The following is a 24,398-nucleotide window of genomic DNA, read 5'->3' as shown; positions in this document are numbered from 1 at the left end:
ACGGAATGTTTATTCGATGGCGAAGGTCGAGACGATAGTCCCTTTTTCGTCGAGACTGTTCGGGTTGCTGACTGTGATGCCGTATTCCCCGGCGGGTTTGTCTATCAGTGTCAGCAGATAGGATTTCTCGCCGTATTTCTCAGCCGAAAAGCGGAGACGTTCCAGTTTGTTGGACTTTACACTGCCGAAAGTGCTGACCGAGGCGAGTTCGGCAAGGCGTTTCTTTTTGTTGGTTTCGAACCGAAAAATGTTGATGATTGAGATCGGGTCGGTGGCATTGTCTACGGCCTTGACGATAAAGCGGATGTCATCATCGCCTTAGGCGGACGGCGGCTTCGGGTGTGTCGATGATGAGTTTCGTCTTGGCCTTGCCGATGCCGAAGATTTGGGCGCTGGCGTTTGCACGCGTACGCAGCAGGACGGTCTCCTTTTCGAGTTTGGACGTTTTGCCGTCGGGCAGGACGGTGACGACCTCTCCGATGAAATCGGGTTCGGGGATTTGAGGCGTTTGCGCGAAAGCGCCGCCGACGAAGAGCCCGAAAAGGGCCGTGCAGAAAAGTTTTTTCATATAAAAAAGGCGTTTAGTCTTGCAAATATAAAAATTGCCTGTTTTTATGACAACTTTTTCGACAATTTTTCGGACTAAATACGCAAAAAAAGTCTCCCGGCTATCCGGCCAGGAGACCTTGAGGATGAAGTTATTCGTATTTTATAGCTGGATCTCCGGAATTGTCATAGGTAACGTGTGTCATGCGTCCGGCCTGAATCTGAAAATATTTGCTACGGCTATTATTGAATCCCCCTGAAAAAATGGCGTAGTTGCCGGGATTCAGATCGATCGAAAACTTACTTCTGGGATTGAGTTGTGAATAGATTTCATTTCCGGCTTCTGTATCAATGCTGACCAAATTTGCTTTCGCCCCTTTATATTCGACTTCCAGTCGACCGATAACGGGTGTTTCATCTTTATCGCAGGCGGCAAATCCTGCGGCCAGCAGCAGGCATAAAGCGATCTTCAAAAATGTTTTCATGCGAATGATTTTTAAGAGAGGGGTGAGGTTTTGCCAAATATACGGATTTTTTCGCCGATCGGAGCCTTTTTGGAATAAAAAAGCCTCTGCATTTGCAGAGGCTTTTCCGATTTGTCGCCGGAAATTAGTCGGCGAGCAGGATTTCGAGGATCTTGATGGCTGCCGTGGCGATCGGCGTGCCGGGGCCGAAGATGGCGGCGGCGCCGTCGCGGTACAACTCGTCGTAGTCCTGATGGGGAATCACGCCGCCCACGATGACGATGATGTCCTCGCGGCCGAGCTTTTTCAGCTCGGCGATGATCTGCGGCACGAGCGTCAGGTGACCGGCGGCCAGCGACGATACGCCGACCACGTGCACGTCGTTCTCGACGGCCTGCTTGGCGGCCTCCTCGGGGGTCTGGAACAGCGGGCCCATATCAACGTCGAAGCCGATGTCGGCGTAACCCGTGGCGACCACCTTGGCACCGCGGTCGTGTCCGTCCTGACCCAGCTTGGCGATCATGACCCGCGGCTGACGGCCCTCTTTCTTGGCGAATTCGGCGCACAGCTCCTTGGCGCGCTCGAAGGATTTGTCGTTTTTCACTTCTGAAGAGTATACACCTGAAATGGAACGGATAACTGCTTTGTAGCGGCCTACGACGACCTCGCAGGCGTCGGAGATCTCACCCAGCGATGCGCGGACCTTGGCGGCCTCGACGGCCAGCTCCAGCAGGTTGCCCTGCTTGGTCTTCACGCACTCGGTGATGGCGGCCAGCGCTTTCTGCACGGCTGCTTCGTCGCGGTTGGCGCGCAGCTCCTTCAGACGCTTGATCTGGCTCTCGCGCACGGCCGTGTTGTCCACGGCGAGGATGTCGATCGGGGCCTCCTTTTCCAGACGGTATTCGTTCACGCCGATGATCTTCTCCTCGCCGGAGTCGATGCGGGCCTGCTTGCGGGCCGCGGCCTCCTCGATACGCATCTTCGGAATGCCGGTCTCGATGGCCTTGGCCATACCGCCCAGCTTCTCGACCTCCTGAATACGCTCCCAGGCTTTGTGTGCGATCTCGTTGGTCAGCGTCTCCACGTAGTAGGAGCCTGCCCACGGATCGACCTCGCGGCAGACGTTGGTCTCCTCCTGAATGTAGATCTGCGTGTTACGCGCAATACGCGCCGAGAAGTCCGTCGGCAGGGCGATAGCCTCGTCCAGCGCGTTGGTGTGCAGCGACTGGGTGTGTCCCAGGGCGGCGCCCATGGCCTCGATGGCCGTGCGGGCCACGTTGTTGAACGGGTCCTGCTCGGTGAGCGACCATCCCGAGGTCTGCGAGTGGGTGCGCAGGGCCAGCGATTTGGGGTTCTTGGGGTCGAACTGCTTCACGATCTTGGCCCACAGCATACGCGCGGCGCGCATCTTGGCGATCTCCATGAAGTGGTTCATGCCGATCGCCCAGAAGAACGACAGACGCGGCGCGAAAGCATCCACCGACATGCCGGCGTTGATACCCGCACGCAGGTACTCCAGACCGTCGGCCAGCGTGTAGGCCAGCTCGATGTCGGCCGTGGCGCCCGCCTCCTGCATGTGGTAACCCGAAATCGAGATCGAGTTGAATTTGGGCATGTTCTTCGAGGTGTACTCGAAGATGTCGGCGATGATGCGCATCGAGAACTCGGGGGGATAGATATAGGTGTTGCGCACCATGAACTCCTTGAGGATGTCGTTCTGGATCGTACCTGCCAGCTGGTCGAGCGTGCAGCCCTGCTCCAGACCGGCTACGATGTAGAAGGCCAGCACGGGCAGCACGGCTCCGTTCATGGTCATCGACACCGACATCTTGTCGAGGGGAATGCCGTTGAAGAGGACCTTCATGTCCTCCACCGAGCAGATCGACACGCCGGCCTTGCCCACGTCGCCCACCACGCGCGGGTGGTCGGCGTCGTAGCCGCGGTGTGTGGCGAGGTCGAAGGCCACCGACAGACCCTTCTGTCCGGCCGCGAGGTTGCGGCGGTAAAAGGCGTTGGACTCCTCGGCGGTCGAGAAGCCGGCATACTGGCGGATGGTCCACGGACGCATCACGTACATCGTCGAATAGGGGCCGCGCAGGAACGGGGCGATACCCGCCGCATAGTTCAGGTGCTCCATGCCTTCGAGATCCTCGGCCGTATAGGAGCCCTTGACGGGAATTCCCTCGGCCGTCAGCCACGGTTCTACCTGGCCGCAGCCCTTCGAGGCGCAGCAGCTTTTCTGTGCGCCCGCTTCGTATTTCAATTCAGAAAAATTCGGTCTCATAATTGTAGTGCGATAAGATTGTTAGGGCATTAGCTCACTTCGGAAAGTTCCCCTATCGGATAACGCTCATGCCCATAAAAAGCACTCAGTGCTTAGATTCCCATCTCTTTAAGGTAAAACTTCAGGGTTTCCAGGACATTCGATTTCACGTTGATGAAGTTCGTGATGCCCTGTGCCTCCAGTTCGGGCATGCAGGCGGGAGCTCCGGCGACCACGAGGATCGCCTTGCCTCCGAGCAGCTCCTTGACCTTCGGAGCGGCCTCGGCGTAGTCGTCGTCGGCGGCGCATACCACCACGATCTCGGCTTTCGATTCGAGGGCGGCTTTCGCACCCTCCTCGATCGACTTGAAGAAGGTGTTGTCCTGCACGCGGATGCCGGCGCAGCCGAAGAAGTTGCACGAGAACTGGGCGCGGGCGCGGGCCATTGCCAGGCTTCCGCAGGTGAGCATGAACGCTTTGGGCTGCTTGCCCGAGCGATCCACGTGCAAACGCATCTCTTCGAAGGCCATGGCGCCGCGGTAGGGTGCCAGCGTGTTGCCCTCGGCCTGCTTGCGCGTCACGGCCTCGGCGGTGATCGCCTTGTCGGCGACTTCCGTGAAGTTGGGATATTGGTTGGCGCCGAGCAGCGTTTGGCGGCGCGTCGCAATGGCTTTGTCCTTGGCGGCGGCCGACGCGGCGATGCGCTCCTTGACGAAGCCGGCCTTGTAAGCCGCGGTGTAGCCGCCTTTCTCCTCGATTTCGAGGAAGAGCTTCCACGCCTCGGCGGCGATCGACTGCGTGAGGTTTTCGACGTAGTACGAACCGCCGGCGGGGTCTACCACCTGGTCGAAGTGCGACTCGTTCTTGAGCAGCAGCTCGACGTTGCGGGCGATGCGCTTCGAGAACTCCGTGGGGTTTTCGAATGCGGCGTCGAACGGCGTCACTTCCAACGAGTGCACGCCGGCGATCGTGGCCGACATGGCCTCGGTCGTGCCGCGGAGCATGTTCACATAGGGGTCGTATACGGTCTGGTTCCAGTCCGCGGTGCGGGCGTGGATCATCATCTTGCAGGCGCAGTTTTTCGCGGGGGCGTAGCCCTTGACGATGTTGGCCCAGAGCATGCGCGCGGCGCGGAACTTGGCGATCTCCATGAAGTAGTTGGAGGTCACCGAGAACGAGAAGCGCAGTTTGCGGGCTGCCGTGTCGGCATCGACGCCGGCGTCGGTCAGGCGCGCGAGGTAGTCGTTACCGGCCGAGAGGGCGAATGCCAGCTCCTCGACGATGGTCGATCCGGCGTTCGAGAAGATGCCGGCCGAGACGGTCACGATGCGGATGTGTTTGTACTCGCGGGTCCGTTCGATCAGCGACACGATCTTCGCAAAGCACTTTTCGCCGTCGGGCGAGCAGAAGTCGCCCTTCTGCGAGAGGCCCTTCACCAGCGGGTCGATGCAGAACGCAACGTGCGCATCGGCCATGAGGCCCTCTTTTTCGAGTTTGTCGAGCACCAGTCCGGCGACGTTGCCCGTCTGCACGCCGCAGAAGGTCAGTTCGACGGCCGGGATCGAGATTTCGCGGAGCAGTTCGTCGAGGTCGGCGGCCGTGAAGCCCTCCTTGGCGATCGAGAAGCCCAGCGAATCGACGCCCGAGTTGAGGAGTTTCAACGCCTCGGCGTTGGCCTCCTTCGGGCACTCGACCGCTACGGTCTGATGTACGTGCCAGCGGTTGTGGGTGCGCGTACCTCTCACGAACGGGAACTCGCCTGCCTGCGAGCCCAGGAACTGAATGCCTTCGAGGTTCTCGGCGCGGTAGTAGGGGCGGACATTGAAGCCTTCGCCCGTGCGCCACACCAGTTTGCGCTCGTAGTCGGCACCTTTCAGGTCGGCTGTTATGACCTCCTCCCACTTCTCGGTCGGGACCGGCGGGAATTCGGTGAACAGCTTTTCACGTTTGGTAATTGCCATGATTATTTAGAGATTAGTATGAGTGATGTTTCTTTTTGTTTCGAAATAGCGCATAAAGGTACAAATTAATTACCGAATTGTAACAAGAAATTGTTAGAAAAATAACAGTATTCCGGGGATTTTGTGGATTTTGCCGGCGGCGGCGTTTTCGGCGCTCCGGTGCCGGGAATCCGTCGGTTGTGGAATTATGGTTGAAAATTAGGCTGAAATACCCTTAAAATTCGGGAAAATCGAAATTTGCGATTTTTCGGCATTCGGTGAAAAAATGGGGCTATTTTTCGGAAAAACGCTGAAAAAATCGGGGTGTTCTCGAAAAAATGACCCTGCTTTTCGGGAAAATGCTGAAAAAATCGACTGCTTTTCGAAAAAATAGTGATTTTGTAAAAACAACGTAACGATAAAATTCATACATTTGCAACCAGAACAGAAAACATGCCGACGCGGGGAAGCGATCCCAGGGTTAGTTAGGTCGGCGGCCCCTGCCGGGAGGCAGCCATCCGCTTGAATTTTTAGGTTAGGTTTTAGTTTGCAATTTTTTGGAAACTTCCCCGCGCGGTTTTTTTCGAACCCCACAAATTCCTCTAAACTATGTCATTACTCAGGTTCAAGATGGTCGATGCGGCGATAAATCACAACGCCGTGGAGGTCAAGGCTCCCGAAGGTCGTCCTTCGGACTATTTCGGAGAGAAGGTATTCGGACGCGCCGCCATGCGTAAGTATCTCGACAAGAAGACTTACGCGGCGCTGCTCGACACGATGGACAACCGTACGCCGCTCACGCGCGAAGTTGCCGACAGCATTGCCGCGGGCATGCGCCAATGGGCGCTGGAGCACGGTGCCGACCACTACACCCACTGGTTCCAACCCCTGACGGGCGGCACGGCCGAGAAGCACGACGCCTTTGCCGAACCCGACGGATTCGGGGGCGTTTTGGAGGAGTTCTCCGGCAAGCTGCTCGTGCAGCAGGAGCCCGACGCCTCGTCGTTCCCCAACGGCGGTATCCGCAACACCTTCGAGGCGCGCGGTTACTCGGCCTGGGACCCCGCGTCGCCGGCCTTCATCGTCGATACGACGCTCTGCATCCCGACCGTCTTCATCGCCTACACGGGCGAGGCCCTCGATTACAAGGTGCCCCTGCTGCGCTCGCTGACGGCCGTGGACAAGGCCGCCACGGAGGTGTGCCGCTATTTCGACAAGAACGTCCAGAAGGTCTTCTGCTACCTGGGCTGGGAGCAGGAGTATTTCCTTGTCGATGAGAGCCTTTGGGCCGTGCGTCCCGACCTGATGCTCACGGGCCGTACGCTCATGGGACACGAGTCGGCCAAGAATCAGCAGCTGGAGGACCACTATTTCGGGGCCATTCCGAGCCGGGTGATGTCTTTCATGAAGGACCTCGAATACGAGTGTCTGAAACTGGGCATTCCCGTCAAGACCCGCCACAACGAGGTGGCGCCCAATCAGTTCGAGCTGGCTCCGGTCTACGAAGAAGCCAACCTGGCCAACGACCACAACCAGCTGCTGATGACCGTCATGGACAAGATCGCCCGCCGCCATCAGTTCCGGGTGCTGCTCCACGAGAAGCCTTTCAAGGGCATCAACGGCTCGGGCAAGCACAACAACTGGTCGCTGGGCACCGATACGGGCGTGAACCTGCTGGGTCCGGGCAAGACCGCTTCGGAGAACTTGCAGTTCATCACGTTCCTGGTCAACGCCATTTCGGCCGTGTACAAGCACAACGGTCTGCTGAAAGCGTCGATCATGAGCGCCACGAACGCTCACCGTCTGGGAGCCAACGAGGCGCCCCCGGCCATCATCTCGACCTTCCTCGGTACGCAGGTGTCGGCCGTGCTGGACAAACTGGCCGCTTCGAAGGGCGACGACGCCATCCGTTTCGACGCCAAGAACGTCTTCAAGATGAGCGGCATCTCGCACATCCCGACGCTGCTGCTCGACAACACCGACCGCAACCGCACCTCGCCGTTCGCCTTCACGGGCAACCGCTTCGAGTTCCGCGCCGTGGGTTCGTCGGACAACTGCGCCGAGGCGATGATCGCGCTCAACACGGCGATGGCCAGCGAGCTCACGGAGTTCCGGAAGGCCGTGGACGCCAAGATCGAGAGCGGAATCAAGAAGGAGAAGGCTATCTACGAGGTGCTCAAACAGATGATCAAGGCTTGCAAGGCCATCCGCTTCGACGGCAACGGTTATTCCGAAGAGTGGAAGGCCGAGGCGAAGAGGCGCGGGCTGGACTGCGAGACTTCGACGCCGCTGATCTTCGACCGTTACATCGACAAGGAGAGCGTGAAGCTGTTCAGCGATATGGGCGTCTTTACGAAGGTCGAGCTCGAAGCCCGCACCGAGGTGAAGTGGGAGACCTACACCAAGAAGATCCAGATCGAGGGACGCGTGCTGGGCGACCTGGCGATGAATCACATCGTGCCGATCGCATCGAAATACGAAGCGCAGCTGCTCGACAAGGTTTACAAGATGTCGCAGATCGGGGGGCTGGACGCTTCGTCGGACATCCGGCTCATCAAGAAGATCCAGAACCATACGGCCGAGATACAGCGGCTCACGGGCGAGATGATCGACGCCCGCAAGGTCGCCAACAAGATCGAGGAGCCGCGTGCGAAAGCGATCGCCTACCACGACACCGTCGCCGTCTGCTTCGACGAGATCCGCCGCCACATCGACAAGTTGGAGGAGATCGTCGATGACCAGATTTGGCCGTTGCCGAAGTACCGCGAACTGCTGTTCCTCCGCTGATTCTCTGTGATAAGCCGCTTTGCGGTACATTCCGAACGAGCCGGAGTGGGTAATACGGATGTATTTCCTGCTCCGGCTTATTTTACGATACCCCGTGTCAGGCAGTTGCTGACGCCCCCCCCCTGTGTCCGGAGGAGGCATGAACCGGTTTCATCAAATCAAAACCGGGAACATCTTCGAAAGATGTTCCCGGTTTTCGTTCGACCTTGCAGGGTCTATTCCTCGTCGCGGTACATGTGTTCCACGTAGATGGCGTGCTGCATCGCCTCGCGCTTCGCAATCGAAGGCTTGGTGAAGTACTGGCGGCGGCGAAGCTCCTTCAGGACGCCCGTACGCTCGTATTTACGTTTGAACTTTTTCAGGGCGCGCTCGATGTTTTCGCCCTCTTTTACCGGCATGATAATCATAATATTCTCAGTTTTTTGTTGTTTTTTAATTTCGTTCTCTCTCCTTTTTGGCGGGGCGTGCATCCTCGATGCCCTCTCCCCGGAAATGCTCCGTTTACTCGTCGGCAGGTCCGCTGACAGACCCGAATCGCAGATAGGGAGCCAGCCGTGCTGCCTCCTCGCGGGTCAATATGTTCTCTTCGACTAATTCTTCAGCGGTGCTCCAACCTCCTTTCAACTGTCTTGCTTTCAGTAATTTTCGTAATGTCCGCGGTGCTATGTAGGGATGTCTCCCCAACACTTTCGGACTTGCAAAGTTAATATCAATTTTCCGAATTTTGCAACTATCGCAGTAAATTTGTTTCAAAATTTTCTCATAATTGCGTTCCGTGACTCCCGGAACCTCTGCGAGTTGCTCCGCGCGGAGGAATCCTCCGAGCCGTTCGCGGTAGACGAGGATCGACACCACGGTCTTGGGGCCGATGCCCGAAACCGAACGCAGGGCGGCCGAATCGGCCGTGTTCAGCTCGACGGGCTCCTCGATCGGACGGGGCTTCCGCTCGGGGAAGATGACGTAGGGTTCGAGCGCGGAGGCCACCGAGTCGCTCACGACGTAGCAGTCGCGCAGTTCCTCCATGTCGTAGATGCCGCTCAGGTCGCGCCAGCGGATGAAAGCCTCGGCCTGCCGTTTCGACAGGGCCCCGATGGCCCGCAGGTAGCGGACGCTCACGGTGTCGATGCGGAACGGCTGGGGCGCCAGCGGTTCGGGGAGGATGCGCCCCGTGCGGTACTCCTCCGGGGCGATGGCGTATTTGCGGCCGATGCGGACCCACGGCGCCAGCCGGCGGTAGAGCGAGTCGCCGATGCCGTAGCAGAGCGCCAGGTCCTCGGGAATGCGGAATACCTTGCCTGCGGCGCGGTATTTCAGCAGGCTCACGGCTTCGTGTTTCGAAAGCCCCAGCGCCAGCAGTTCGTCCAGCGTCGCCGTGTTGGGGTCGAAGTGTCTGAGCACCACGCTGTCCCGGCGTGTCTCCATCGCGGCTTCGGCCCGCCGGGCCGCTTCGGGGTCGGCCGACGGGCGCACCAGCACCAGCGCCGTGATGAGCAGTCCGGCCAGCGGCAGGAATATCGCAACGGCGCGTATCTCGCGGTCTGAAAAGAATTTAGCCATCTTTCCGCTGTTTTTCGATCTCTTCCAGCGCCCGTTTCACCGAGCCCCAGCGCAGCAGCGACTGCCGGGCTTCGGCTTCGGAGAGTCCCGACGCTTCGGCGACCATGCGCGTTCCGCGGGCCACGAGTTTGTCGTTGGTGAGCTGCATGTTGACCATGCGGTTGCCCTCGACGCGTCCCAGGCGGATCATCACGGCCGTGGAGAGCATGTTGAGCATCAATTTCTGGGCCGTTCCGGCCTTCATGCGCGTCGATCCGGTCACGAACTCGGGCCCCACGACGGCTTCGAGGGCATACTCCGCTTCGGCCGCTACGGGCGACGCGGGGTTGCAGGTGATCGAGGCGGTCAGCAGTCCGTGACGGCGTGCCGTGCGCAGTCCGCCGACGACATAGGGCGTGGTTCCCGACGCCGCGATGCCGATCAGCGTGTCGTTGGCCGTGGGGCGGTAGGGCGCCATGTCGCGCCAGGCTCCCTTGGTGTCGTCCTCGGCGTGTTCCACGGCCCGGCGCAGGGCCCCGTCGCCTCCGGCGATCAGTCCGATCACCAGCTCGTGCGGCACGCCGTAGGTCGGGGGCAGCTCCGAAGCGTCGGTGACGCCCAGACGGCCGCTCGTCCCGGCGCCGATGTAGAACATCCGCCCGCCGCGCCGCATGCGTTCGACGATGCGTTCGACGAGCCGTTCCATGACGGGAATGGTTGCCCGCACGGCCTCGTGCACGCGGGCGTCCTCGCGGTTGATGCCCGTTAGTATGTCGTGCACCGACATCTGTTGCAGATTGTCGTAGTGCGAAGCCTGTTCGGTGATTCTATCTTCCATGATGGTATTTCAAAAGCCCCTCGGCGGGGGATTCGACGATGGTTCCGATGCGGTAGCCCTCCGCCTCCAGCGTTTCGCGCAGCAGCTCCCCGAAGCGGGCCGCGATGCCGCCCACGAACGAAACGGGAAGCCCCTGCGGATAGCGGCTCAGATTGCGGGAGGCGAATTCGCCGAACGAGCGGCGGACCATTTCGCGCACCTCGGGACAATCGGTGTGCGCGAGGATGAAGGGGGCGAACGACGCCAGGAAACGGTTGGCGTAGGGTTCACGGTAGACGCGGCGGATGATCTCCTCGTAGCTGAGTCCGGTCGCCGCCAAAAATTCCTCTTTCAGCGGAATGTGCCCCTTGAAGATGCCGTTCAGAAAATTGCGCCCCAGATGCACGCCGCCGCCCTCGTCGCCCAGCACATAGCCCAGCGGGGGCACGTTTGTCAGGATCTCGCCGCCGCGGCACCAGCACGAGTTGGAGCCGGTGCCGAGGATGCAGGCGATGCCTTCGCCGCGGCCGAAGAGGGCGCGCGCCGCACCCAGCAGGTCCGATTCGACGACGATCTCCTCCGTTCCGAAATGCGCCGCCAGCTCCCGGCGCAGCTTTTCGCTCGCCTCGGGGAAACTCGCGCCGCCTCCGGCGCCGTAGAACCGCACGGCCGTCACCGCACCGTACGGAGGCAGTTCGGCGAGCGCTTCGCGGATTTGTTCCGCGGAGTGCTGCACGGCGTTGATTCCCCGCGTGCGTACGGATGTCGTCCGCGCGCCGTCGTCCGCGACCCACGTGCATTTGGTCGATCCGCTGTCGGCAATGATTAGCATGGGTTAAATATACGTATTAATATGGAAAATCGGAAGAAAACGCGCCGACTAATTATCCGCAGAACAGGAATGGCGTGATTCTTGCGACGCTGCGGCGAAAAGGGGTGCGACGGCGCGGCCGGGATCAGCGCCCGCAGGTAAAAGCACTTCGGGGAAGTGCCGTAAGCGGATAAATTAAAAAGTTCAGCGGGGGCGGAGTTTCGGACTCCGTCCCTTTTTCGTCCTATTTGAATTCGACGATCTCGGGACGTGTCGGGCGATAGCGGTACTGCTCCATGCGCGTGGAGTTCGAGAGGCGGAAATACTCGCTTTCGACCAGTCCGTTTTTGCCGAAGGCGATGCCCAGCCGGATTTGGATCGTGTTGAATACCAGCCGTTCATTGCGCAGCCGCACGCCCAGACCGAGCGAGGTGAAAAAGTCGTTTTTGAAGATGTTGGGCGAATAGCCGATCAGCCCGAAGTCGGCGAATCCGAAGACGGCGATGCGGAATCCCAGCGGCTGATAGGGGGTGAAAACGACCGTTTCGGTGTTGAGGATCATGCGGTTGGTGCCGATGATATGCTCTTCGAGGGCCTGCAATCCGTCGGTGCGGGTGAATCGGATGCTTTCGTCGCTGCCCGTGCCGCGGTTCCACCCTTGGGTGTAGTTGAAGGCGAGGAACTGGCGGATGCGGCTGCGCCGGAAGAGGAACAGGTTGGAGAACCACCGCAGATCGACATCCACGGCGCTGCGGTGCCACATGCCGTCGTTGAGGTCGATGTAGCTTCCCAGCGTGAATCCGCCCATGATGTAGCCCACGCCGCGGAAGCCTCCGGTCTCGTAGCTCATTCCCAGGTACATGGCATCGTTGAATTCGCCCCACGAATAGCCCGTCGTCAGCTCGGCTTTGTAGCCCGTCGCCAGATACTCGCGGCGTCCGAATCCGTAGATCATGTTGGCCGTGTAGAATTTTTCGCGGTAGAGTCCCGCCCCGACCAGCAGGGCGTCCTGATCGTGCAGCGCCGGGTTGAAATGCGGTCCCACGAGGGGCCGCCGGCTGACGCGGCGGTAGTTGTAGCGTCCCGTGAGGTAGACGCTCGAACCGATCCGCCGCAGGTAGCGGGAGTAGCCGCCCCAGGCGTCGAGGTTCCGCTCCTTGACCAGCAGCGAGGTGTCCTGCTCGACCATGTAGCGTTTGGATTTGATGTCGCTGTACGTGAGGCCGATCTCGTAGTCGGTGGGCTTGATGAACTCCTTGCGCAGCCCCATGTCGAGCGTCGAGTTGTAGAAGTCGCGCCCGGCGGCGAACTCCGCGGTGTAGAAGCTCCCCAGTACGTTGGGGATTTCGTATTCGACCATGTTGCCGCCGTAGGAGAAGTCCTTGCGGCTGAAGTTGGTCATGAGTTTGAGCTTGTTGCCCCAGCCGAGGATGTTGGCGTCGGAGAGCCCGACCATCGTCCGGCTTTCGGAATACCATCCTCCGTCAACCGAGATGGTCCAGCTGTCGCGCGTGGTGATGGCCAGGTTGACGCGCGTCGAGTCGAAGGCGTCGGGCAGCACCGCGATGTCGATGTCGGCGATGTAGCCGCGTGAGCGGATCAGCTGTTTGTTGCGCACTATCAGTTCCGGATCGAGCGTGTCGCCCGGTTCGAAGAGCAGGTCGCGGCGGATGACACGTTCGCGGGTGAGGCGGTGGGTCTTGTTGGCGGTGCGTTCGAGCCAGTTGCCTCCGGGGTCGAAGACCTGCCGGCGGTCGATGGTGATTTCGCCGATGGTTTTTCCGGAGTAGGGTTGCAGCAGGCGGCTTTCGTCGGTCACGCGGCCGCTCATGGTGGTGTCGAGGACGGGTTTCACGAAAAGCATCTTGTAGAGCATGCGCGGCACGGCGCGGCGGTTGGTTTTCGACTCGATGCTGTCGTAAAGACGCTGGTTGCGGGCCGAGGCGTCGGGATTCGACACCCGGGCGCTGTCGGGGGTGAAACGGTCGGGCATATGCGCACCGGGGCCTGCGACGCGGGCGAAAGAGGCGGTCGCCGCCGCAGTCAGGGTCAGTACCAATATGCAGAACCGGGCATACATTCGGTAAAGATAACGTTTTTTTCCGGTATTAAGTATGGAAAATCGCATCCGGAGGCCCTCAGGATGCGAAAAAAGGTCCACCCGAAGGTGAACCTTTTTCTATTGCGTCGGCCGGACGGAGGCGTTCGGCAGGGTGTTTCGGAACCGTACGGGGACTCGGCGCCGGGCTTTTCCCAGCCCTCCTCTCTCTCCTGCCCCCCCCCGGGTTATCGGCGGCCTTCCTTGGCCTCGATACATTCGGTGGCGTGGGGGACCTTCATCAGGCGCTCCTTGGGGATGAGCTTGCCGGTGGTCTTGCAGATGCCGTAGGTCTTGTTCTCGATGCGCACGAGCGCCATTTCGAGGTTGCGGATGAACTTCATCTGATGGGCTGCCAGCCGGCCGCTTTCCTCTTTCGAGAGGGTGGCGGCACCCTCTTCCAGCACCTTGAACGTCGGCGACGTATCCTCGGTGTCGTTGTCGGCCGTATGGGTGATCGTGGCGCGCAGCAGCTCGTAGTCCGCACGGGCGTTTTCGAGCTTTTTCAGGATAAGCTGCTTGAACTCTTCGAGTTCCGCGTCGCTGTACCGTGTTCTTTCGTCTGCCATAGTCGTATCCTCCTTGTTTGGTTTCATGTAAAATTAAGCAATAATTCCGATATTACCAAATTTTACAGGAATATCGGGGCTATATCCGCGTTACCGCGATGCGCAGGGGCTCTTCATCGACATCGGTCTCCACGACCGCCTCGCCGGCCGGCTCCGCCGCGGCTTTCACCTCCACGGCGAGGGTCTGCGATGCGATGTAGTCGGCGAAGCGGGCGATGCCGTCGGCCACGCAGGGCTTCGACTCGATTTCGACGCGGATTTTGTCCGTGACTTCGAACCCGGAGTCCTTGCGGATATTCTGGATGCGGTTTATCAACTCGCGTGCCACGCCTTCGGCTTTCAGCTCTTCGGTGACCGTGATGTCGAGCGCCACGGTGAGTTTTCCCTCCGAGGCGACCAGCCATCCGGGCATGTCCTCCGAGGTGATCTCGAAATCGGCCGGCGTCACGGCGATCTTCTCGCCGCCGAGGTCGAGCACCGTCTCGGGCGCCGCCTCCACTTCGGCGATGCGCTCCTGCGAGAATCCGGCCACCAGCGCGGCGATCTGCTTCATGTACTTGCCGTAGCGCGGCCCGAGGGTCTTGAAGTTGGGTTTGATGCGCTTGGTGATGAGTCCGGTCGTCTTCTCGATCAATTCGACCTCCTTGACGTTGACTTCGCCCATGATGAGGTTCTTCACGGCCGAGATATGCTCCGCCGTTGCCGGGTCGAGCACCGGAATCAGGATCTTGGTCAGCGGTTGGCGCACCTTGATCGAGACTTTGCGGCGCAGGGCCAGCACCATCGACGAGACCTTCTGGGCCAGCGACATCATCTCCTCCAGCCGCGTGTCGATCAGCCGTTCGTCGGCCTTCGGGAAGGTCGAGAGGTGCACCGACTCGTCGGTGTGGCGGCCGCTCACGGCGTTGAGGTCCGTGAAGATGCGGTCGGAGATGAACGGCGCGAAGGGCGCCGCGAGCATCGAGACGGTTTCCAGACAGGTGTATAACGTCTGATAGGCCGCCAGCTTGTCCTCCGACATGCCGCCGCCCCAGAACCGCTTGCGGTTGAGGCGCACGTACCAGTTCGAGAGGTTCTCGCCCACGAACTCCTGGATGGCGCGGGCCGCCGGGGTCGGGTCGTAGTTTTCCAGTGATTCGGTCACGTTCTTGACCAGCGTATTCAGCAGCGAGATGATCCAGCGGTCGATCTCGGGGCGCTTCTCCATCGGCACCTCCGGCTCCCGGCCCGTGAACGAATCCACGTTGGCGTAGAGGGCGAAGAACGAATAGGTGTTGTAGAGGGTTCCGAAGAACTTGCGGCGCACTTCATCGACGCCGTCCCTGTCGAATTTGAGGTTGTCCCACGGCTGCGAGTTGGAGATCATGTACCAGCGCGTCGCGTCGGCTCCGTAGGTGTCGAGCACCTCGAACGGATCGACGGCGTTGCCCAGGCGTTTGGACATCTTGTTGCCGTTCTTGTCGAGCACCAGTCCGTTCGAAATGATGTTCTTGAACGCCACCGAGTCGAACAGCATCGAGGCGATGGCGTGCAGCGTGAAGAACCAGCCGCGCGTCTGATCGACGCCCTCGGCGATGAAGTCGGCAGGGTAGACCTCGCCGAAGCCCTCCTTGTTCTCGAACGGATAGTGCACCTGCGCATAGGGCATGGCGCCCGAGTCGAACCACACGTCGATCAGGTCCGATTCGCGCTTCATCGGCTCGCCCTTCGACGAAACCAGCACGATCGAATCCACATAGGGGCGGTGCAGGTCGATGTTCGCCGTCGAATAGTTCTCCTTCGACATGTCGCCGACCTTGAAGTTCTTGTAGGGGTTCTCCTTCATCACGCCCGCGGCGATCGACTTCTCGATCTCGGCCATCAGCTCCTCGACCGAACCGATGCACTTCACCTCCGAGTAGTCCTCCGTGGCCCATACCGGCAGCGGGGTTCCCCAGAAGCGTGAGCGCGAGAGGTTCCAGTCCACCAGCCCTTCGAGCCACTTGCCGAAGCGGCCCGTGCCGGTCGATTCGGGTTTCCAGCGGATCGTCTTGTTCAGTTCGATCATCTTGTCGCGCAGCGCCGTGGTGCGGATGAACCACGAGTCGAGCGGATAGTACAGCACCGGTTTGTCCGTGCGCCAGCAGTGGGGGTAGGAGTGGGTGTGCTTCTCGATCTTGAAGGCCTTGTTGTCGGCTTTCAGCATCACCGCGATGTCGATGTCGAGCGTCGTGTCGGCGTCGCTCAGCCGTTCGTCGTAGGCGTTCTTCACGTAGCGGCCCGCATACTCCCCGTATTTTTCGGCGTCGATGTTCGTCTTCACGAATTCCGGGTCGAGGTCCTCCACGAGAAAGAACTTGCCTTGCTTGTCAACCATCGGCTGGTTCTTGCCGGCGCGGTCAACCATGAAGAGCGGCGCGATGCCTGCGGCTTTCGCCACGCGGTCGTCGTCGGCGCCGAACGTCGGGGCGATGTGCACGATGCCCGTACCGTCCGAAGTGGTCACGTAGTCGCCGACGATCACGCGGAATGCGTCGCCCATCGGCTTCACCCACGGGAGCAGCTGCTCGTAGCGGATGCCTTCCAGTTCGGGGCCTTTCCACACCTTGTCCATGATTTCGTAGGTACCCTCCATCTTTTTGGTGAAGTAGGAACCCAGCAGCTCCTTGGCCAGGATGACCGTCTGCGGCCGGTCGGTATAGGGATTGCGGCATTTGACCTGCACGTATTCGATCGCGGGGCCCACGGCCAGCGCGGTGTTCGACGGCAGGGTCCACGGCGTTGTGGTCCAGGCGAGGAAGTAGAGGTCGCCCTCGACACCTTCGAAGAGCTTCTCGCTCCTGGCGTCGCGGATCACCCGGAACTGCGCCGTGCAGGTCGTGTCCTTCACGTCGCGGTAGCAGCCCGGCTGGTTCAGCTCGTGGGTCGAGAGGCCCGTTCCGGCGGCCGGCGAGTAGGGCTGGATGGTGTAGCCCTTGTAGAGCAGGCCCTTGTCGAAGAGCTGCTTCAGCAGCCACCACAGCGTCTCGATGTATTTGTTGTCGTAGGTGATGTACGGATCGTCCATGTTGACCCAGTAGCCCATCTTGCGCGTGAGGTTCTCCCAGACGCCCGTGAACTCCATCACCGCCTCGCGGCACGTGCGGTTGTACTCCTCGATGGAGATCTTCTTGCCGATGTCCTCCTTGGTGATGCCGAGTTTCTTCTCGACGCCCAGCTCCACGGGGAGTCCGTGGGTGTCCCATCCCGCCTTGCGGTGCACGAGATAGCCCTGCTGCGTCTTGTAGCGGCAGATGATGTCCTTGATCGTGCGTGCCATGACGTGGTGGATGCCCGGCATGCCGTTTGCCGAGGGGGGGCCTTCGTAGAATACGAATGCGGGGTGTCCCTCGCGGGTGTCGATGCTTTTGTGGAATGTGTCGCGGGCGTCCCATTCGCCGAGCACTTCGGCGGCTACGCCGGCCAGATCGAGACCTTTATACTCCTTGAACTTCATATCGGTAAGAAATTTCTTCGCTGTTTTTCTGACAAGCAGCAAAGATATAAAAAAGATTTAATAAATCGGACTTTTTCAAGCCCGATTGTTGCGAAGCGGGACCGCGCCGGCGTTATTTCCGGACGGGAACGTCGAGCCGGAAGCACGAACCCCGTCCGACGGCCGAATCGACGCCGACGCGGCCGCCCAGCTGTTCGGCGACCGATTTGCAGATCGAGAGTCCGAGTCCGGTTCCCTGCGTGAAGGTGTCGAGTTTGACGAAGCGTTCGAAGATGCGCCCGTGGTCTTCGGGGGCGATGCCGATGCCCGTGTCCCGGACGTGGAAGCGGACGTAGCCGGGGATCTCGCAGAATCCCACCGTGATAGACCCCTTCTTGGTGAATTTCAGGGCGTTGCGCAGGTAGTTGCCGATGATCCGGGTGACTCCCTGCCGGTATGCCCGGATCGGGCGCGGCGGAAGTTCCTCCTCCATGCGGAGCTCCACGCCCGGGGGACACTGCGGCCGGAACACCTCGACCGTTTCGCGGACGAACTCCCGGGCGTCGAAAGTCGTGCGGACGACCTCCGACCGTCCGGATTCGATGAGCGCGAGGTCGAGCACGTCGGAGATGATCTGCAACAGCAGTTCGTTGTTGCGCCGGATGATGTCGCTGTACTCCTTGCGGGTCTTGCTCCTGGGTTCTTTGGCGAGCAGTTCCGAGAATCCGACGATGGCGTTCAGCGGCGTGCGTATCTCGTGGCTCATGTTGGCCAGGAAGGCCGATTTGAGGCGGTTGGACTCTTCGGCGCGCTCCTTGGCCCGCCGAAGCTGCTCCTCGCTGCGGCGGGCTTCGGTGATGTCTTCGAGCAGGATGACCAGCTCGTCGTCGTCGTTCGGGGTATTGTAGATCAGGCTGCGGCAATAGCGTCCCGAATCCGGAGCCTGCCAGAGGTGTTCCCGGGAGTCTCCGGAGGGGATGTGCATGAATTTCGGGATATTCTCTTGGGGATTCACACCCGTTTCGCTGGCCGTTTTTCCGGTGAAGTCCTGCGTGCGGATGCCCAGTATCCGGCCTGCCTGCTGGTTGATGTACGAAAGCAGGTAATCGACGGCCCGGTCGGTTTTGTCGCGCAGGATGTTGATGCGCAGGTAGCCGATCGGCAGATGTTCGATCAGCTGCGCGAGATGGCTGTAATTGCGCTGCGCCGCCTTGTAGTTCTGGTTGATGGCGGCGAGTTCCGCGCTCTCGGGGTTGCCGCTCGTGACGCGGCGCACGCTGCCGAAGGCCGTGCAGGTATTCGTCCGCGGATCGGTGCGTACTTTCACGGCTTTGATTTGCAGACACTTGTTGCCGTTCGTCGTGACGAATGTCTCATCGAGCGTGTCGGTGACTTTGAGTGCGGCGCAGCGGGTGTAGATCTGCGCGCGGTGTTCTTCTCTGGGAAGCAGGCAAACTTCGTCGAACGTGATGCGCGTACGATCCGTGCCGAAGAGTTCAGCTGCCAGCGGGGAGCAGGTCATTTCGCGTTTTCCGAAATCGAGCTGCCACCATCCGATGTCCGATGCGTTGAGAAGTTGTTGTAATAGTTCAGTGGATACGGGATTTTTTGCGTTCATGGAAAGGGACTGTTTTTCCATTCGGCCGTTTTTATATTTAGTCGAATTTCATTTAGTCGAAAGACTGCATTTCGATCAGTTTGGCGTAGATGCCGTTGCGCTCCATCAGGGAGGTGTGCGTACCCTGCTCGGCGATGCGTCCGTGGTCCACGACGATGATCTGGTCGGCGTTGTGGATGGTCGATAGCCGGTGGGCGATGACCACCGACGTGCGGCCTTTGAGCAGGTTGTTGAGGGCTTCCTGAACGAGTTTCTCGCTCTCGGTGTCGAGGGCCGAGGTCGCCTCGTCGAGGATCAGGATGTCGGGGTTCTTCAGCACCGCGCGGGCGATCGAGAGCCGCTGGCGCTGTCCGCCGGAGAGCTTCACGCCCCGGTCGCCGATGTTCGTTTCGTAACCCTCGGGGCTCTCGCGGATGAAGCAGTCGGCGTTGGCGACCTTCGCCGCCTCGACCACCTCTTCGTGCGTGGCGCCGCGTTTGCCCATGGCGATATTGCCTTCGATGGTGTCGTTGAATAGCACGGTGTCCTGCGCCACGACGCTCATGTGTTCGCGCAGGCTCTCCTGCGTGTAGTCGCGCAGCGAGACGCCGTCGATGCGGATGTCGCCCGACGTGGGGTCGTAGAACCGCGGCAGCAGTTCGCTCAGGGTCGATTTGCCGCCGCCCGAGGGTCCCACCAGCGCCACGGTCTGCCCGCGGAGGATCTCGAACGAAACGCCGTCGATCACCTCGCGCGAACCGTCGTAGGAGAAGTGTACGTCGCGGAACTCGATCTTCTCTTTCAGACCCGTCAGCTCCTTGGCGCCGGGGGCGTCCTGGATTTCGGGCGTCGTGTCGATGATCGAGAAGATGCGTTCACCGGCGGCGATGCCCTGGTTGATGTTGGCGAACTGGTCGATGAAGGTGCGCACGGGGCGCGTGATCTGCGAGAAGATGGCCACGAAGGCGATGAATCCGCCGGGGTCGAGCGATCCCTTGGCGACGAGCGATCCGCCGAAGACGAGGATCACGCCCACGGCCGTGATGCCGAGAAATTCGCTCATCGGCGACGCCAGCTGCTGGCGGCGGGCCATCGAGAGGGTCAGCCGTGCGAGGTCGGCGCTGATGGCGTAGAATTTCTGCTTGATGTACTCGACGGCGTTGTAGCTCTTGATGACCTTGATGCCTGCGAGCGATTCGTCGAGCGTGGCGACCATTTCGCCCATGCGCTGCTGGTTGGTGCGGGCCGGGTGGCGGAGTTTCTTGACGATGCTGCCGATCAGCAGCGCGACCACCGGGAGGAACAGCACCGAGAAGATCGCCAGCTCCCACGAAATGGAGACCATCATCACGATGTAGCCGATGATGAGGAACGGTTCGCGGAACGACACCTGGAGCGTGTTGGTGATGCAGAACTGCACGACGCCCACGTCGGAGGTGATCTTCGAGATGATGTCGCCCTTGCGCTGGTCCGAGAAGTAGCCCACGTTCATGTCCATCACGCGCGAGAACATCTCGTTGCGCATCCGTTGCAGGGTCCGGGTGCGCATATTCTCCATGGTCCAGGCGCCCAGATAGCGGAACAGGTTGCTCAGCAGGCTGATGCAGATGGCCACTATGGCCAGCAGCATCAGGACGTTCTGCGTGGAGTATTCCTGGAAAATATGCGAATAGGTGAAGTTGAAGAGCGTGGCCAGATACTCCTTGTTCAGCTCCACGGGGGGCAGTTTCTCGACGTATTCGAACGAGTAGTTCGCGTCGAACATGGTGTTCAGGATCGGGATGATCAGCATGAACGTCAGCGAGTTGAACAGCGCGTAGAACAGGGAGTAGAAAAAGTAGGGGATCGCGTATTTCTTGATCGGCCGGGCGAAGCCCAACAGCCGCATGTATGTCTTGAACATTCCGGGCGTATGGTTTGGTGGTTACGCAATAATCGGACAAAGATACGAATAAGCGAGGGCAAAAGCAAGTTTACTTGCATTTTGCCGGGCGGAAGTATCTTCGGCGCAGCCAAAGATACGAAAAAGAATTGACAGCACCAAAACCGGGCTGCGGGCGGCTCGGTCCGGGGTATGGCGGCCGCAGCGGCTCCGGGGCCGGAAACGGTGGTCCGGCAGGGGGAGACTCGCAGGAAATTTCGGCGAAAGTTTGCGCCCGAAGGAGCAGAAAAAAAGAGCGGCGACGTTTCCGTCACCGCTCCGTGGGATCGTATCCCGTATCTTCCAGCCAGTGCGTCCGGTCGTTGGCCGCCGCCACGGCCAGCTTGTCGCAGCGGTTGTTCTCCACCGTGTCGGCGTGGCCCTTGACCCAGACGAACCGGACGTTGTGGCGGTTGTACGCGCGCAGGAAGCGCATCCACAGGTCGGGGTTCTTCTTGCCCGCGAATCCCTTGCGCACCCAGCCGAAGACCCAGCCTTTGGTGACGGCATCGACGACGTATTTCGAATCGGAGTAGATCACGACCTCCGAACCCTCGAATTTGAGGGTTTCGAGCGCCACGCACACGCCCATCAGCTCCATGCGGTTGTTGGTCGTCAGCCGGAAGCCCTGCGACAGCTCCTTGCGGTGATGCCCCGAGAGGAGCACCGCGCCGTAGCCCCCGGGGCCGGGGTTTCCGAGGGCCGAACCGTCGGTATAGATCGTGATTTGTGCCAAATTCGAGGTGAAGGGTTAAAAAAGCGAAAATGTAAGATTGACAGGCGATGTCATTGCGAGGAGCGCAGCGACGCGGCAATCTGCGCCGGAGTGGCGACGCTGTGGCGCAGATTGCCACGCTCACTTTTGTTCGCTCGCAATGACGGGAAGCAGATTTTCAGTTTTCCGCTTTTTACTCATTTCAGTGCGGAAAGCTGTGCCCGGATCGCCGCGATCTTCGCTTCGGCGTCGGCCTGCTTGGCGCGCTCGTTGGCCACGACCTTTTCGGGCGCCGAGGCGACGAAGCGTTCGTTCGAGAGCTTCTTCATCACCGAGGCGAGGAATCCCTCGTAGTAAGTCAGGTCGTCCGCGAGTTTTTTGCGCTCGGCTTCGGCGTCGATCTTGCCCGCCATCGGCACGAAATACTGCGTCGTCTTGACGATGAACGCCACGGCTGCCGGGTCCTTCTCCGCGACGGGCTCGATGGCCGCGAGGTTGGCCATCTTCATCATCACGGGGGCGAACTCCGCCGGATAGTTCTCGTCGGCGATCACGCGCAGCGTCAGCGCCTCTTTCTGGGGCAGGTTCTTCTGGTTGCGGATGCTGCGCACTGAGGTGATGATCTCCCGGGCGAGTTCGAAGCGCGCCAGCATCGCGGCGTCTTCGGCCGCGGGTTCGGGCATCTGCGCCACGCAGATCGAGGCTCCCTCGGCCCGCGGCGCGAGGTCCTGCCAGATCTCCTCCGTGACGAACGGCATGAAGGGGTGCAGCACGCGCATCAGGGCGTCGAACCAGCCCTTCGTAGCCTCCATCGTCGGGGCGTCGATCGGCTGTCCGTAGGCGGGCTTCACCATTTCGAGGTACAAGCCGCTGAAATCGTCCCAGAACAGCCGGTAAGCCTCCTTGAAGGCTTCCGAGATGCGGTAGTTTCTGAAATCCTCGGCGATCTGCCGCAGCGAGCGGCCCAAAGCCTGCCCGAACCATGCGACGGCCAGCCGGTTGTTCTCGCTCTGCGCGGCCGCGGCGTCCGTCGTCCAGCCGTTCACCAGCCGGTAGGCATTCCATATCTTGTTGCCGAAGTTGCGGCCCTGCTCGCACAGCGCCTCGTCGAACATCACGTCGTTGCCGGCCGACGAGGAGATGAGCATGGCCATGCGCACGCCGTCGGCGCCGAACTTGTCGATCAGGTCCAGCGGGTCGGGCGAGTTGCCCAGCTGCTTCGACATCTTGCGGCCGATCTTGTCGCGCACGATGCCCGTGAAATAGACGTTTCCGAAGGGCTTTTCCCCGCGGTATTCATACCCGGCCATGATCATGCGGGCCACCCAGAAGAAGATGATGTCCGGGCCGGTCACCAGATCGTCGGTGGGGTAGTAGTAACTGATCTCCCTATTGTCCGGGTGACGGATGCCGTCGAACACCGAAATGGGCCACAGCCACGACGAGAACCACGTGTCCAACACGTCCTCGTCCTGTCGCAGGTCCGTCAGTTGCAGAGATGCGTCGCCGCTCTTCGCGCGGGCTTTTTCCAGCGCCTCTTCGGCCGTCAGGGCCACCACGAAGCCGCCTTTGGGCAGGTAGTAGGCCGGAATGCGCTGGCCCCACCACAACTGGCGCGAGATGCACCAGTCTTTGATGTTCTCCATCCAGTGACGGTAGGTGTTCTTGTATTTCTCGGGCACGAAGCGGATCGCGTCCTCCATCACGGCCTTCGTCGCCGGTACGGCCAGTTCCTGCATCGAGAGGAACCATTGCATCGAGAGCTTCGGTTCGATGGCCACGCCCGTGCGCTCCGAATAGCCCACGTTGTTGGTGTACTCCTCGGTTTTTTCCAGCAGGCCCGCCGCGTCGAGATCCTTCTCGATCTGCCGGCGCACGTCGAAACGGTCCTGACCCACGTAGAGGCCCACCTTGTCGTTGATCGTGCCGTCGTCGTTGAAGATGTCGATGGTCTCCAGCCCGTATTTCTCGCCCAGCATGTAGTCGTTCACGTCGTGCGCCGGGGTTACCTTCAGGGCGCCCGTTCCGAATTCGATGTCCACGTATTCGTCGCGGATCACGGGGATCGAACGGCCCACCAGCGGCACGATGACGCGGGCCCCCTCGGCCAGCCACTCGTAGCGCGGGTCGTTGGGGTTGACGCACAGCGCCGTGTCGCCCAGAATGGTTTCGGGGCGCGTCGTGGCGACGATGATCGTCCGGTCGGTGCCCTCGACCGCATAGCGCAGGTAGTAGAGTTTGCCGTGCGACTCCTTGAAGACCACCTCCTCGTCCGAAAGGGCCGTCTGCGCCGCGGGGTCCCAGTTGACCATCCGCACGCCGCGGTAGATTTTCCCCTTTTCATAGAGGTCGCAGAAGACGCGCAGGACGCTCTCCGTGCGGGCTTCGTCCATCGTGAAGCACGTGCGGTCCCAGTCGCACGAGGCGCCCAGCTTGCGCAACTGCTTGAGGATCACGCCGCCGTATTTCTCTTTCCACTCCCAGGCGTAGCGGAGGAACTCCTCGCGCGTGAGTGACGCCTTTTCGATGCCCTTTTCGTGGAGCATCGCCACCACCTTGGCCTCGGTGGCGATCGACGCATGGTCCATGCCCGGCACCCAGCAGGCGTTCTTTCCCGACATGCGGGCGCGGCGCACCAGCACGTCTTGCAGCGTGTTGTTGAGCATGTGCCCCATGTGGAGCATGCCCGTCACGTTGGGGGGCGGGATGACGATCGTGTAGGGTTCCCGTTCGTCGGGCTCCGAGTGGAAGATGCCCCGGTCGATCCAGTAGTCGTACCACTTGGATTCGATCTGCTGCGGTGCGTATTTGTCGGCGATTTGCATGGCGCGTAGATTTTACTTTGTTTTCAGGGATGCAAAGTTATTAACATTCTGTCAA

The 24,398-nt window shown here is 60.3% G+C and carries 15 protein-coding genes and 1 pseudogene; 1 reads left to right on the top strand and 15 read right to left on the bottom strand.

Features of this window, described 5'->3' with window-relative positions; all coding sequences use genetic code 11:
• Positions 1-9 precede the first annotated feature (9 nt).
• The 4 genes and pseudogenes from WMO46_RS15630 to WMO46_RS06060 all read right to left on the bottom strand — a co-directional run bounded on the left by WMO46_RS15630 (position 10) and on the right by WMO46_RS06060 (position 5,234).
• Positions 10-568, bottom strand: a pseudogene (locus tag WMO46_RS15630) (hypothetical protein).
• A gap of 130 nt (positions 569-698) precedes the next feature.
• Positions 699-1,031 carry a hypothetical protein gene (locus WMO46_RS06070; RefSeq protein ID WP_302588239.1) on the bottom strand — a complete coding sequence of 111 codons (333 nt, stop codon included), beginning with the start codon at positions 1,029-1,031 and terminating at the stop codon, positions 699-701.
• Positions 1,032-1,155: 124 nt separating this feature from the next.
• Complete coding sequence (scpA, locus tag WMO46_RS06065) at positions 1,156-3,294, bottom strand: methylmalonyl-CoA mutase (protein WP_026076323.1); 2,139 nt, start codon at positions 3,292-3,294, stop codon at positions 1,156-1,158.
• Between the two features lie 92 nt (positions 3,295-3,386).
• Positions 3,387-5,234 carry a methylmalonyl-CoA mutase family protein gene (locus tag WMO46_RS06060; RefSeq protein WP_129650535.1) on the bottom strand — a complete coding sequence of 616 codons (1,848 nt, stop codon included), beginning with the start codon at positions 5,232-5,234 and terminating at the stop codon, positions 3,387-3,389.
• 588 nt (positions 5,235-5,822) lie between these two features.
• On the opposite strand from WMO46_RS06060, the gene WMO46_RS06055 reads away from it, so the two are divergent.
• Entirely contained in the window at positions 5,823-8,000 is a 2,178-nt protein-coding gene (locus WMO46_RS06055; RefSeq protein WP_227901045.1) for a glutamine synthetase III family protein, read from the top strand.
• Between the two features lie 215 nt (positions 8,001-8,215).
• On the opposite strand, the gene rpsU is transcribed toward WMO46_RS06055, so the two are convergent.
• The 11 genes from rpsU to WMO46_RS06000 form a co-directional block, all read right to left on the bottom strand.
• Entirely contained in the window at positions 8,216-8,407 is a 192-nt protein-coding gene (gene rpsU, locus WMO46_RS06050; RefSeq protein ID WP_019149684.1) for a 30S ribosomal protein S21, read from the bottom strand.
• A gap of 94 nt (positions 8,408-8,501) precedes the next feature.
• Positions 8,502-9,557 (bottom strand): helix-hairpin-helix domain-containing protein, encoded by a 1,056-nt coding sequence (locus WMO46_RS06045; protein ID WP_019149685.1) that lies wholly within the window; start codon positions 9,555-9,557, stop codon positions 8,502-8,504.
• Complete coding sequence (gene murQ / locus WMO46_RS06040; protein ID WP_349094010.1) at positions 9,550-10,374, bottom strand: N-acetylmuramic acid 6-phosphate etherase; 825 nt, start codon at positions 10,372-10,374, stop codon at positions 9,550-9,552. The genes WMO46_RS06045 and murQ overlap by 8 nt, the downstream gene beginning before the upstream one ends.
• On the bottom strand, positions 10,364-11,185 hold the full coding sequence (locus WMO46_RS06035) for an ATPase (RefSeq protein WP_349094009.1): 822 nt from the start codon (positions 11,183-11,185) through the stop codon (positions 10,364-10,366). Before WMO46_RS06035 ends, murQ begins: the two co-directional genes overlap by 11 nt.
• Before the next feature lie 223 nt (positions 11,186-11,408).
• On the bottom strand, positions 11,409-13,244 hold the full coding sequence (locus WMO46_RS06030) for a BamA/TamA family outer membrane protein (RefSeq protein ID WP_196017901.1): 1,836 nt from the start codon (positions 13,242-13,244) through the stop codon (positions 11,409-11,411).
• A 206-nt stretch (positions 13,245-13,450) separates the two neighbouring features.
• A complete protein-coding gene (locus WMO46_RS06025) occupies positions 13,451-13,831 on the bottom strand; it encodes a TraR/DksA family transcriptional regulator (RefSeq protein WP_009598700.1) in 381 nt (126 codons plus the stop codon).
• A gap of 79 nt (positions 13,832-13,910) precedes the next feature.
• Positions 13,911-17,306: an isoleucine--tRNA ligase gene (ileS, locus tag WMO46_RS06020; protein WP_349094008.1), complete on the bottom strand. Its 3,396-nt coding sequence runs from the start codon at positions 17,304-17,306 to the stop codon at positions 13,911-13,913.
• 112 nt (positions 17,307-17,418) lie between these two features.
• Positions 17,419-18,903, bottom strand: coding sequence for a PAS domain-containing sensor histidine kinase (locus tag WMO46_RS06015; protein WP_349094007.1), 1,485 nt, complete (start codon positions 18,901-18,903; stop codon positions 17,419-17,421).
• A 52-nt stretch (positions 18,904-18,955) separates the two neighbouring features.
• The gene (locus tag WMO46_RS06010; RefSeq protein WP_019149691.1) at positions 18,956-20,785 is read right to left on the bottom strand and encodes an ABC transporter ATP-binding protein; all 1,830 of its coding nucleotides are present in this window, start codon (positions 20,783-20,785) and stop codon (positions 18,956-18,958) included.
• A gap of 289 nt (positions 20,786-21,074) precedes the next feature.
• Positions 21,075-21,539 (bottom strand): ribonuclease HI, encoded by a 465-nt coding sequence (gene rnhA / locus WMO46_RS06005; protein ID WP_196016553.1) that lies wholly within the window; start codon positions 21,537-21,539, stop codon positions 21,075-21,077.
• 176 nt (positions 21,540-21,715) lie between these two features.
• Positions 21,716-24,343: a valine--tRNA ligase gene (locus WMO46_RS06000; protein ID WP_349094006.1), complete on the bottom strand. Its 2,628-nt coding sequence runs from the start codon at positions 24,341-24,343 to the stop codon at positions 21,716-21,718.
• Positions 24,344-24,398: the final 55 nt, after the last annotated feature.

The organism is Alistipes intestinihominis (assembly GCF_040095975.1).
Lineage (GTDB): Bacteria > Bacteroidota > Bacteroidia > Bacteroidales > Rikenellaceae > Alistipes > Alistipes senegalensis.
This window is presented reverse-complemented; position numbering and strand designations above follow the sequence as displayed.